The sequence below is a fragment of the Pseudomonas sp. 7SR1 genome (assembly GCF_900156465.1).
Taxonomy (GTDB): Bacteria; Pseudomonadota; Gammaproteobacteria; order Pseudomonadales; family Pseudomonadaceae; genus Aquipseudomonas.
This window is the reverse complement of the sequence record NZ_LT707064.1, coordinates 2,848,501-2,861,317: the sequence shown is the minus strand read 5'-3', so window position 1 is coordinate 2,861,317 and position 12,817 is coordinate 2,848,501. Positions and strand designations below refer to the sequence as shown.

The 12,817-nt window shown below is 62.2% G+C and carries 8 protein-coding genes; 4 read left to right on the top strand and 4 right to left on the bottom strand.

What is annotated here, in order from left to right; translation table 11 throughout:
• The first annotated feature begins 741 nt into the window (after positions 1-741).
• Positions 742-1,098, top strand: coding sequence for a DUF6124 family protein (locus BW992_RS12965; protein ID WP_371304265.1), 357 nt, complete (start codon positions 742-744; stop codon positions 1,096-1,098).
• Positions 1,099-1,255: 157 nt separating this feature from the next.
• On the opposite strand, the gene BW992_RS12960 is transcribed toward BW992_RS12965, so the two are convergent.
• Together BW992_RS12960 and BW992_RS12955 are read right to left on the bottom strand one after the other, a co-directional pair.
• Positions 1,256-1,615, bottom strand: coding sequence for a PilZ domain-containing protein (locus BW992_RS12960; RefSeq protein WP_076406356.1), 360 nt, complete (start codon positions 1,613-1,615; stop codon positions 1,256-1,258).
• A gap of 295 nt (positions 1,616-1,910) precedes the next feature.
• Positions 1,911-2,285, bottom strand: coding sequence for a tetratricopeptide repeat protein (locus BW992_RS12955; protein ID WP_072395230.1), 375 nt, complete (start codon positions 2,283-2,285; stop codon positions 1,911-1,913).
• Between the two features lie 260 nt (positions 2,286-2,545).
• Here BW992_RS12955 and pyk point away from each other — a divergent pair, with 260 nt between their 5' ends.
• Complete coding sequence (pyk, locus tag BW992_RS12950) at positions 2,546-3,997, top strand: pyruvate kinase (protein ID WP_072395232.1); 1,452 nt, start codon at positions 2,546-2,548, stop codon at positions 3,995-3,997.
• Between the two features lie 80 nt (positions 3,998-4,077).
• Here pyk and BW992_RS12945 read toward each other — a convergent pair whose 3' ends face one another.
• Positions 4,078-5,013 carry an iron-sulfur-binding ferredoxin reductase gene (locus BW992_RS12945; RefSeq protein WP_076406353.1) on the bottom strand — a complete coding sequence of 312 codons (936 nt, stop codon included), beginning with the start codon at positions 5,011-5,013 and terminating at the stop codon, positions 4,078-4,080.
• Positions 5,006-6,112 carry a GGDEF domain-containing protein gene (locus BW992_RS12940; RefSeq protein WP_072395236.1) on the bottom strand — a complete coding sequence of 369 codons (1,107 nt, stop codon included), beginning with the start codon at positions 6,110-6,112 and terminating at the stop codon, positions 5,006-5,008. Before BW992_RS12940 ends, BW992_RS12945 begins: the two co-directional genes overlap by 8 nt.
• A 486-nt stretch (positions 6,113-6,598) precedes the next feature.
• Here BW992_RS12940 and BW992_RS12935 point away from each other — a divergent pair, with 486 nt between their 5' ends.
• Positions 6,599-8,122: a fumarate hydratase gene (locus BW992_RS12935; protein ID WP_072395238.1), complete on the top strand. Its 1,524-nt coding sequence runs from the start codon at positions 6,599-6,601 to the stop codon at positions 8,120-8,122.
• Between the two features lie 237 nt (positions 8,123-8,359).
• A complete protein-coding gene (locus BW992_RS12930) occupies positions 8,360-12,814 on the top strand; it encodes a SpvB/TcaC N-terminal domain-containing protein (protein ID WP_076407340.1) in 4,455 nt (1,484 codons plus the stop codon).
• The last annotated feature ends 3 nt before the right edge of the window (positions 12,815-12,817 follow it).

Sequence of the window (12,817 nt, the reverse complement as noted above, 5' to 3'; positions counted from 1 at the left end):
TCTTCGCCCATTACTCTTTGCACTGTATTTCGGCCTTCTCAACTCAAATGACTTTCCATCCGAAGACCATGCATATAAAGCCGTGAAATTTGCCCAAAGAGAACCGTTGACAGCTTGTAAAAAAACTTCCCCGGTTAAAGAGTTTGGATTAGATTCCGGCTCTTGGCCAAGCGTATCACTATCACCCTCAGTGACATGAGCAATCTCGCTCGCCGCCCCCGGTGAGGAGGCGAACTTATTTTTCTCAGGATCATCGCCAGTTTCCATGACTTACCCCTTAATCGTCACTCGTGCATAGAGGCTCATTGCGGCCGACGTATCACCGGAAGTCCGCTTGGGCTCAGTGAATGACAAAACAGCTTGCTTGATCACCTGTTAGTTCTGACAGTGCTGACGAGCGGCAGGGATCGGCGGTGTAGGCCTAATGCCCAACTGGCTACACCGCCTTGCGCAACGGACTACATATCCGCCAGAATCCGCCGGCTTGTGCGCCTTGGCCTTGCCCCGTAACTTGATTCGCGTCGCTGATAATCAGCGTCCGGGTTTAGTCGCCCGGTGTGAAGAACGATGTGCACAAGTGTCATCAAGCCGGGTAACCCTATCCCCGCACTTGATGGTGGCTGTTCGCAGGGCGCCCTCGGGCGCGCCGGGTTTCGTTTTTCCACCGGTCGACTAACCTGCGTCCAGCCGCCACCCCTCGTTTAGTCGCGAACCGGGTGGCAGCCCAATCATGGAAAAACGATGATGATCAAACCCACACCCAATCCCCCGAAAACCAATCCGCTGTCCAACCCCCTCGACGCCAGAAAACTCGACAAAGCCGCCAAAAAGGCCTTGGACCGTTACCTCAAGCCCGACACGCCGGCCAAACCCGAAAGGCACCTGGACTACTTCATCGTCGCGCCCGATGCCGATCCCGAAGGGCTGCTGGTGCACAGTTATGAAACCTTCTGCTCGGTGAGCACGTTGATTCTGGATTTGTCCGAAGATCTGGAAGGTGCCCCGCGCAACCTGGCGCTGGCGATTCATCAGATGGGCGAGATGGGGGTGTTGTTGCTGGAGCGGTTGCTGGATAACGAAGCGAAGGTACAGCGCTGAAGGTCGAACGACCTCTAGAAGTAAAGAATGTATGAAGACCCTGTGGGAGCGAGCTTGCTCGCGATGACGGTGGATCAGCTGGCATCAATGCTGAATGTGCCGACGCCTTCGCGAGCAAGCCCACTCCCACAGAAGGCTTGGCCCTATGGGAGGACTCTCAAGCCGATTCCGGCATCGAGCGAAAACTGAAGTACTGCTGCAGCGCACTGACCAGTTGTCCGTACTCCGGTGGAATCACCTGCAGGCTGAAGCCGGCGTCGAAGTGCTGCGGCGTCACGTCCTCGTGGCACCACAGGCAAGTGGCCTTCAGCTTGATGTTCATCTGCGGCCCTTCATCGGCGGGAATCTTGAGGTGCAGGTCGAAATCCGCACCGACCATCAACGGCAACTGGCTGATCAGCATCAGCCCGTCTGCGGAAACATTGCCCAGGTAGCCGATGAGCTTGTCATTGACACCATTGAACACTTTCAGGAAGCACGGCAAGTCCTGCCGCTCTATCCGACGCTTTTTGTACATGTCCTGTATCGCTTTTCCCAGCCACCCAACAGGGTGCCTACCGAATACTTCGGAACGGGCCAAAGCCTGCCCGCTCTCCCCGATCCCGGTGCCAGACGCTTCCAAGCCTCTTGGCCATAATTCTGCCGGTCACAGGTGACGCCTCGAAATTAGAGACCCGGCTCTAATCACGACTTGTACAAATATAGCTGACGATTCAGCGACGACCAGCCAGGTGTCGTAAGTTTCATCTGGCGCAATGGTATAGACGAAGAATGGCCATGTATTTCACATGGCCATTTCTGTTGACGAACGGTCAGAATGCCGTCGGGCGGATTGCGGAGGCGCTGCGGGTCGGGTAATGCCCCAGGCTCTGCAGGGTTTCCAGGCGGGCGCGGGCGCGGAAAGCGTATTCGCTGGTGGGGTATTGAGTGATGATGAACTGGTAGGTCTGTGCCGCATCGATGAACAGTTTCTGCCGCTCCAGGCACTGGCCACGCAGCATCGAGACCTCCGGCTGCATGTAGCGGCGGGCCCGGCTGGCGCGGTCGACCTGGGACAGTTCGAGCATCACCTGCTCGCAGTTGCCACGGTCATAGGCCTTGTAGGCCAGGTTCATATGATGGTTCATCGACCAACGGGTGCAGCCCGTGATGCTCAGGGCCAGGGCAACAAAAAGCACGAATCGCATGGGAGGTTCTCCTGTCTTGAGTCCTGTATCGACCTGGCCGGCAAAATCTTCAGCCTGAAAATGGAGCCGGGCTTGCGCTTGTGGCGAGGGGATTTATCCCCTCGTCACAAAAGCGATGTTCGGCTTTCGGGCTTAACAGGTGTGAAAATATTCGGGAATGTTCATTTCGAAAAAGAAACGAATAAGTAGTGCACATGAACAATGACTACACCCAAAGACCATAGTAGCCTTCGCTGGCGCTTGAACTTGAGGAGTCTTGCATGTCCGTCCGTCGCACCAAAATCGTCGCTACCCTAGGCCCGGCCAGTCACTCGCCGGAAGTTCTTGAACAGCTGATTCTGGCTGGCCTGGACGTCGCCCGCCTGAACTTTTCCCATGGCACGCCAGAAGAACACAAGGCCCGCGCCAAGCTGGTGCGCGACCTCGCGGCCAAGCATGGTCGCTTCGTCGCCTTGCTGGGCGACCTGCAAGGCCCGAAGATCCGTATCGCCAAATTCGCCAACAAGCGCATCGAACTGAAGATCGGTGACACCTTCACCTTCTCCACCAGCCATCCGCTGACCGAAGGCAACCAGCAGGTGGTGGGCATCGATTACCCGGACCTGGTCAAGGACTGCGGCGTGGGTGACGAGCTGCTGCTGGACGACGGCCGCGTGGTGATGCGCGTCGATACCGCCACCGCCACCGAACTGGTGTGCACCGTGACCATCGGCGGCCCGCTGTCGGACCACAAAGGCATCAACCGCCGCGGCGGCGGCCTCACGGCACCGGCCCTGACCGACAAGGACAAGGCCGACATCAAGCTGGCCGCGGAAATGGAAGTCGATTACCTGGCCGTGTCTTTCCCCCGTGACGCCGCCGACATGGAATACGCCCGCCAACTGCGCGACGAGGCTGGCGGCACCGCCTGGCTGGTGGCCAAGATCGAGCGCGCCGAAGCCGTGGCGGACGACGAGACCCTCGACGGCCTGATCAAGGCCTCCGACGCCGTGATGGTGGCCCGTGGCGACCTGGGCGTGGAAATCGGCGATGCCGAGCTGGTGGGTATCCAGAAGAAGATCATCCTGCACGCACGCCGCCATAACAAAGCGGTGATCGTCGCGACCCAGATGATGGAGTCGATGATCCAGAACCCGATGCCGACCCGCGCCGAGGTGTCCGACGTAGCCAACGCCGTGCTCGACTACACCGACGCCGTGATGCTCTCGGCCGAAAGCGCCGCCGGCCTCTACCCGCTCGAAGCGGTGCAGGCCATGGCGCGCATTTGCATCGGCGCTGAAAAGCACCCGACCAGCAAGACCTCCAGCCACCGCATCGGCAAGACCTTCGAGCGTTGCGACGAGAGCATCGCCCTGGCAACGATGTACACCGCCAACCATTTCCCCGGTGTGAAGGCGATCATCGCCCTGACCGAGAGTGGCTACACGCCTCTGATCATGTCGCGCATTCGTTCCTCGGTGCCGATCTACGCGTTCTCCCCGCACCGCGAAACCCAGGCCCGCGCGGCGCTGTTCCGCGGCGTCTACACCGTGCCGTTCGACCCGGCCGCCCTGCAACCGGGCGAAGTCAGCCAGGCGGCGGTGGATGAGCTGGTCAAGCGCGGCGTGGTGCAGACCGGTGACTGGGTCATCCTGACCAAAGGTGACAGCTACCACACCATCGGTGGCACCAACGGCATGAAGATCCTGCATGTGGGCGACCCGATGGTCTGAGTGACCGGCCGCTGAAAAAAGCCCTGCCATGTGAATGGCGGGGCTTTTTGCTTTCTGCCTGGAGGTGGGTGAGCACAGACTCAAGCCCGGGGAAGGAACACATCCACCAGCAGTTGATTACGCGGCAACCCCGCCAGGTACAAGCGCTTGGCGAAGGCCTCGACCCGCTCGGGATGACCACAGGCCAGGGCCTGGGTCTGCCGCGAGGGCAGCCGCAGCCGCGCCAGCGCCGCGGGGGCGTCGGACGAGGCCAGCAGCTCCACCGTGAGGTTCGGGTGCTTGGCCGCCAGCGCGGCCAGGGGTTTGTCCAGATAATGACCGCCAGCGTCATGGGCCACATGGATGAGGTGGATGCTGCCTCGATGTTGCTGGCGCAGGGCCTCGCGCAGGATGCCGAACAGCGGTGCCAGCCCGGTGCCAGCGGCCAGCAGCCACAGCGGTTTGTCGCGCCACTCGGGGTCGTAATGCAGGGCACCACCGCGCAGTTCACCGAGGCGGATGGGGTCGCCAGCCGTCATGGATCGGGCCGCATCGACGAACTGACCGGGCTGGCGACAGTCGAGGTGAAACTCCAGGAAGCGGTCTTCGCCGGGCAGGCTCGCCAGGGAATAAGGCCGGGCTATGTCACCGAGCCACAGCACCATGTGCTGGCCGGCCTGATAACGCAGCGCCCGCTCAGGCGTGATACGGATGCGCAGCACGTCGGCCCCCAGCCAATCCACCGCCGCCACCCGGGCAGCCTGACCGTCGCGATGCGGATCGAAGGCGTGGATCTGCACGTCCTGCACCACCTGGCATTGACATGCCAGGCGCCAGCCCTGGTCGCGCTGCGTCGGGCTCAAGGCATCGGGCCGGCTGTCGCGCACGTCGCCGTCCACACATTGCACCAGGCACGCATGGCAACTGCCGGCGCGGCAACTGTAGGGCACGGCCACGCCGGACTGATTCAACGCGTCCAGCAGGTTGCTTCCCGCCGCCACCGTCCAGTGTCGGCCGGCAACCGTCAATTCAGGCATCGACATTCTCCCAGGCCGCCGCGCATCGGTTTCGCCCGTCGCGCTTGGCACGGTACAAGGCCTGGTCGGCGCGCTGCAAGGCGCCGTCCAGGTCGTCGTCGATTTCCAGCAGGGTCATGCCCACCGACAGGCTGAGGGTCCCCAGTCGCAAACCGCTCAACTCGACTTCGCTGAACGCTCGCCGCAGTCGTTCGCAGCAGGCAGTCAGGCGCGCGGGATCACAGGCAGGCAGCAGCATCACGAACTCTTCACCGCCATAGCGGGCCAGCACGTCACCTTCGCGCAGGCAGGCCGTGGCGACGCCGGCGAATGCCTGGAGCACCTGATCGCCCGCGGCATGGCCATGCAGGTCGTTGATGCGTTTGAAATGGTCCAGGTCGATCAAGGCCAGGCCATGGGCGACACCTGGCCTGAGGGAGTTGAGTTCACGAGTGGCCAGGCGCAGGAAGTGCCGGCGGTTGAACAGCCCGGTCAACTCGTCGGTGGCCACCAGGTCTTCGAGCTGGCGCATCATCCCGCGCAGGGTGTCCTGGTGCGCCTGCAAGGCAAAGCGTCGCTGGCGCATGCGTTGGCGCGAGGTCTGGACATATCGGGCGTACAACACCAGCCACACCAGCACAATAAACAGCACGCACACCTGCAACCCGGCCAGGGTCGGGTCGGGCAACCGGAAGAAGTAGGCATCCCACAGGGTAATGCCGGTGAAACTGATGAAGACCAGCGTCGCGCAACGCACGAAAGCCCGTCGGGACAAGTGAAACAGCCCGAACAGCAGGATCAGCACGTAGAACACCAGGAACACGCCCCGGGCCTGGTCCAGGTGCATCATCATCCAGGTCTGCCAGCCCAGGCCGATCAGGACCTGCGCCTCGGTGAGGCTTGGGTCGGCGAAACGCAGGTTGCGATCCGTGACAAACAGGACGAACAGAGCCCCCTGGCACAACACCACCAACCCACTGCCGATGATCACATCGCGCAACGAGTCTTGGTAATGACCACTGAAATATGCCAGCCACAACAACACCAGTGCCAGCGCGTAGGTTGCGGCCGCCAGGGCGAAGCGTTTGAGCAGGAGACGTTGAATGGCGTTATGGGTCAATCGTTGACTCACCGTTGGAAATGAGACTGAAAAATCAGTCCTACACTACAGGCCAGACGCCACTTTAGTGGCGTGCAGGGCAAATGACCATTCAATTCTGGAGCAGAAAAATGGCGTCAAAGCAATGGCCCAGATTGACGCATTATTCGATGCGGGCGGACCCCGGTTTGGGCCATGGATATGGTTCCCTGTGCGGAGGGATTTTATCCCCGCAGGGCTGCGCAGCAGCCCCAAAAAGCTCGAACGAGATCAGCCTGATACACCGAATTGTCTGGTTATGGGGATGCTGCGCAGCCCAGAGGGGATAAATCCCCTCGCCCAAAAGCAGCTCGCTCCCACAGGATGCCCGCCTGCGATATACTGCCGCGCCTTTTTAGCGTCGCGCCAGCATGCCCGGCGTGTCTTAAGAGGTGCCGTTCGTCGACCGATGCACCCAAACGAGCGACACCTTATTGAATGTTCCCGTCTTTGAGAGGAGCGCGACTCATGACCGTGATCAAGCAAGACGACCTGATTCAGAGCGTTGCCGACGCCCTGCAGTTCATTTCCTATTACCACCCCGTGGATTTCATCCAGGCGATGCACGAGGCCTACCTGCGCGAAGAATCGCCGGCGGCCCGTGATTCCATGGCGCAGATCCTGATCAACTCGCGCATGTGCGCCACCGGTCATCGGCCGATCTGCCAGGACACCGGCATCGTGACCGTGTTCGTGCGCGTGGGCATGGACGTGCGTTGGGATGGCGCGACCATGAGCCTGGACGACATGATCAACGAGGGCGTGCGTCGCGCCTACAACCTGCCGGAGAACGTGCTGCGTGCATCGATCCTCGCCGACCCGGCGGGCGCGCGCAAGAACACCAAGGACAACACCCCGGCGGTCATCCACTACTCCATCGTCCCGGGCAACACCGTGGAAGTGGACGTGGCGGCCAAGGGCGGCGGTTCCGAGAACAAGTCGAAGATGGCGATGCTCAACCCGTCCGACTCCATCGTCGACTGGGTACTCAAGACCGTGCCGACCATGGGTGCCGGCTGGTGTCCACCGGGCATGCTCGGCATCGGTATCGGCGGCACCGCCGAGAAGGCCGCCGTCATGGCCAAGGAAGTGTTGATGGAGTCCATCGACATCCATGAACTGAAGGCACGCGGCCCCCGGAACCGTATCGAAGAGATGCGCCTGGAGCTGTTCGAGAAGGTCAACCAGCTGGGCATCGGTGCCCAGGGCCTGGGTGGCCTGACCACCGTGCTCGACGTGAAGATCATGGACTACCCGACCCACGCCGCCTCCCTGCCGGTGTGCATGATCCCCAACTGCGCCGCCACCCGTCACGCCCATTTCGTGCTGGACGGCACCGGCCCGGCCTCCCTGGAAGCGCCACCCCTGGACGCCTATCCGGAAATCGTCTGGGAAGCCGGCCCGTCGGCCCGTCGCGTGAACCTCGATACCCTGACCCCGGAAGAAGTCCAGAGCTGGAAGCCGGGCGAAACCGTGTTGCTCAACGGCAAGATGCTTACCGGCCGTGACGCGGCGCACAAGCGCATGGTCGAGATGCTGAACAAGGGTGAAACCTTGCCGGTGGACCTCAAGGGCCGCTTCATCTACTACGTCGGCCCGGTCGATCCGGTCGGTGACGAAGTCGTGGGCCCGGCCGGTCCGACCACCGCCACGCGGATGGACAAGTTCACCCGCCAGATCCTGGAACAGACCGGCCTGCTGGGCATGATCGGCAAATCCGAGCGCGGCCCGACCGCAATCGAAGCGATCAAGGACAACAAGGCCGTCTACCTGATGGCCGTCGGTGGCGCCGCTTACCTGGTGGCTCAGGCGATTCGCAAATCCAAGGTCCTGGCATTCGCCGAACTGGGCATGGAAGCGATCTACGAGTTCGAGGTCAAGGACATGCCGGTGACCGTGGCGGTCGACAGCAAAGGCGAGTCGGTGCACATCACCGGCCCGGCGATCTGGCAGAAGAAGATCAGCGAAAACCTGGCGATCGAAGTGCAATAACCGTACGTCGAACCCGAAAAGGCCGGCAGGTGGCTCACCTGCCGGCCTTTTTTCATGTCCGCCGAAACTGCCGCACAGCGCTTTTCACCCGGGGCAACGGTGTCCCTGTCCGGGTACCTACCACTTATCGACCTGCTTGCGCACCTGTCGGATCTGACAGGTTACCCATCGCCCATCTCTTGGCATCCTCATGTTTTGCCGGGTATGGCCCTGGCGTTGCCGAACGAGATGATCACGATGGCAGAACAGACGCCCCTCCAGATTGTGCCCCCCACCCTCTCCAGCAGTGCATCCATTGCCACGATCGGCAACCGGATCGGCCCTGTCGGCACCCGGGGAGCCGCCTCGTTCGAGTTACCATTACCCTTGTCCGGAGCCCGTCACCTGACCCCCGCGCTGGCACTGCTCTATGGCAGCCAGGGCGGCAATGGCACTTTTGGTATCGGCATGCGGCTACCCATTCCCAGCATCGCCCGCCGGAGCAGCGAGGGCGTTCCGCACTATGCCGACGACGATGTGATGATCGATGCCGACGGCGTCGAGCGTTGGCCCGAATTACTGGAGCCGCCGATCATTCGACCCCAGGCAGGCCCCGGCGGCACTACCTGCGCGGTGGTGCGGTATTACCCCAGGGTCGAAAGCGCCTTCGACGTCTACGAACTCTGGACGCCCACGGATGGCGGCGCGCCGTTCTGGCGTGTCCAGGGCAGCAACGGCCACCTGTATTGCTACGGCAGCACTGAAGCCTCGCACATCGCCGAACCCATCGACCCCGAGGCAGATCCTCCCGCGCCGATACGCATCGCCGAATGGCTGCTGCTGGAGGAGGTCAGCCCCTCGGGCGAGCACATCTATTATGAATACGCGGCCGATCCCGGCCCGTTCGACGGCCCCCACGACTATCGCACCCAGCGTTACCTGCGCCGGGTGTGCTACGGCAACGCCACGGCCAGTGAAACCTTTTACTGTTTCGAAGACCAAGACCCGGCAGACCGGGACTGGCATTTCCACCTGCTCCTGGACTACGGCCAGCGCACCCTCGACCTTGCGCAGAAACCTTCCTGGCTGACCGAGGAAGAGGCACCGTGGCACCTGCGCAGCGACCCGATCCACGCATACCGGTACGGGTTCGAAGTCGGCACGCGGCGCCTGTGCCATCAAGTCCTGATGTTCCATCACTTTCCCATCGAGACCGGCACCGAGCCCGCCCTGGTACAACGACTGCTGCTGGAATACACCTCGACGGCACTGGGCTACAGTCTGCTGACCGCCGCCCATTACCAGGCCTGGGACGCCCAGGGTCGGGTCGAATACCGGCCGCCCGTGGAACTGCAATACAGCGGTTTCGAGCTCAACCTCACCCCCGAAACCTTCCTCGAGTTCGAGACGATGCCGGCCATCGAGGACGGTCGGCATTATCAATGCGTCGACCTCTACGGCGAGGGTGTCCCGGGTTTCCTCTGCCGGTACACCGACGGCTGGTATTACCGCGAACCCGAGCGCGCCGAGGCCGGTGGCGACACGATCGCCTACGGCCCGTGGTCACGCCTGGAGAGCCTGCCGGTCGCCAGCGACAACCCGGCGGTACTGCAAGTGTTGACCGACCTGACCGGCAGTGGCCGACTCAACTGGGTCATCGCCCAGCCCGGCATGAACGGCTTCTACACCCTCAACCCGGACCGCAGCTGGTCAGGTTTCCAGAGCTTGCAGCGCTTGCCGACCGAATTCCTGCACCCGGCCGCGCAACTGGGTGACCTTGTCGGCGACGGCTTGCGTTCCCTGGCCATGATCGGGCCCAAAAGCGTGCGGCTGTATGCCAACCTGCGCGAACAAGGATTCGCCCCTGGCGTGAATGTGCCCCACGAACCGGACAGCGAATTGCCCCTGTTCAGCAACGTACGCAGCGAGCTGGTGTTGTTCGGCAACCTGCTGGGCAGCGACAGCACTGAGCTGTGTCGCATCCGCTTCGATGAGATCAAGTGCTGGCCGAACCTGGGGCACGGGCGTTTCGGCGAAGGATTCGTCATGAGCGCCCTGCCCTTTCATTATGGTGAGTTCGACGCCGACCGGGTACGGATCGCCGACCTGGACGGCTCCGGCGCCCCCGCGCTGATCTACCTCGACAGCGACGGCTTCGACATCTACCTCAACCGCGGCGGCAATGGCCTCGAGCAGACACCGGTCCGGGTGCCCTGGCCCACCGGTGTGCGGTACGACAATCTGTGCCAGGTCACCCTGGCCGACCTGCAGGGCCTGGGTTGCGCCAGCCTGATCCTCAGCACGCCCCACATGACCGATATCGGCAAGCCCCGACACTGGCGCTATGATTTCGTCACGGCCCGCCCCTATCTGCTGGAGGGCACGAACAACAACATGGGCTGCAGCACCCGCCTCGCCTACCGCAGCAGCGCCCAATACTGGCTGGATGAAAAGCAGCAGCACGTGGCCCAGGACAAACTCCCCGTGTGCTATCTGCCGCTGGCCCTGCTGCTGGTGGCGCGTCAACAGCAGCGGGACGAGATCACCGGCAATTGCCTGACCCAACGCTTCACTTATTTCGAAGGCGACTACGACAGCCGTCACCGTGAGTTGCGTGGTTTCGGCCGGTTGTACCAGCTCGACAGCGAAGTCTGCGAAGACGAGGCGCAAGAGGGCTTCACCGCACCGGTACTGGTCAAGACCTGGTTCCACACCGGTCGCACCGTCGACCAGCCCCTGAGGGACTGTTTCGCAGGCGACGCCGACGCGGTGCCATTGGGGCCGACGCTGCTGGCCCGCTTCCATGAAAGCGACGAGGCCAACGAGATCATCGTTCCCGACCCGGACACCGCTCGGGAAATGGCCTATGCCTTGGGCGGCTACGTCCTGCGCAGTGAAACCCATCCCGTCGATCCGGACGGCCTCCCCAGGCCCTATACCGTGACGCAACAGCGCTACCTGCTGCGCCATCCCCACGCCCATCAGAAAAGCCTGCTGGTGCTGGAGCTGGAGACCCTCACCCATCAATACGACGGTTTCCCCCACGATCCGCAAGTGCGGCACGACATCAACTTGAAATGGAACCTCTTCGGCCAGCTCATCCACGGGTTCGCCGTTCACTATGCCCGTCGTCTCACCGCCCTGGACTCACCGCCCTTCGAAGACGAACTGGAAAACACCTGGTGGCGCGATGCCCATGACGAGCAGCAGCAGCTGTTCCATATCATCGAGAAACGGGCCGAGCACCTGCACCTGATCGATGACACCGGGCTGCGCCAGCGTCTGGGCCTGCCATGGCGCTCCAGGGCCAACGGGTTGCAACGTCCAAAAGGCGAACTGCCCCAGGGACTCAACCCCAGGCAGATCAGCTACGAAACGTTCCTCGAACACCAGGATTCCGCGCCCTGGGTCGCCGCCCGGCAACTGATCGCACTGCAGGAACAGAATTACCTGCTGGACGAGCACGATGACATCGCCTTCCAAGCCCTGCGTGGCCCTCTGGAAGTGGCTGAATTCGACAAACAGGCTCTGGACGCCTACGACACCGTGCCGCCCCCTTTCGATATTCGCGAGGAACTGGAAACCATAGGCTACGAGCCCATGAAACTGTTCCTGCCGGAAGATCCCGACGAGGACATGGCTGAAAACCTCTGGTCGAAAAAGCTCGGCTTTGCCATCTACCAGCCTCTGGAGGGGTTTTTCCAGGTCAGTGCCCTGCAAGAGACCCAAAGCCATGGCATCACGACGGTCGAATATGACCCTTACCACCTGATGAGCATCGCCATAACCCTGCCGGACGGCTGCAAGACCCGTGTCCGATACGATTACCACTCGCTGTTGCCGCAGCAGATCGTCGATGCCAACGACAACATCCAGCAAGCCTTGTATGGCCCCGGCGGGGTGCCATTGGGGATCACCTTCCATGGCACCGAAAACGGCGTTCCGGCCGGCTTCGATGACATCGCCCGTTACCGTCCGCCCGAGGACCTGACGCCGGGTCATGCCATCGCCTATCCGGAAGAAACCCTGGGCAATATCGCCAGCGCGGTGCGCACCGACGCGCTCAGCTGGATGGGCTCGCTCGACGTCACGCTGGTGCTCTCGACGCAGCGCGACGAGTGGATCCGCGAGCGTTACATGCTGCCCGATGGCCATGTCCGTGCCTCAGGCCGAACCCGCCTGGCGCAACTGAAACAACGCAGCGCCGCCGAGGAACTGCTTTGGGTGCTGGTCAATGCCGCACCCCGGGAACCGGCCCACAGCGTGGTGCTGAGCGCCGATCGCTACCCGGACGATCCGTTACGGCAGGTCCGCATCGCCGTCAGCGCCGTCGACGGTTTCGGTCGCGCCCTGCAAACCAAGCAACGGGTCGAGGCCGGCCAGGCCTACGCCGTGGCCGAGGACGGTTCGCTGGTGCTGGAAAACGGGCAGCCGCTGCAACACCTGGCCGAACAACGCTGGCGCGTGAGCCAGCGTGTCGAGTACGACAACAAAGGGCTGGTCACCCGAGTCTATCGCCCTTATTTCGCCGATGCCTGGCGCTACATCAACGACGCCTCGCTGCGTGCCCACGGCTACCACGACCAGCAGTTCTACGACCCGCCGGGACGCCTGGTCAAGGTCATCAATGCCAAGGGACACGAGGCCTGGCATGTCTATCATCCCTGGTATCAATGCGACCATGACTACAACGATACGGATCCCGGGGCCTGACAG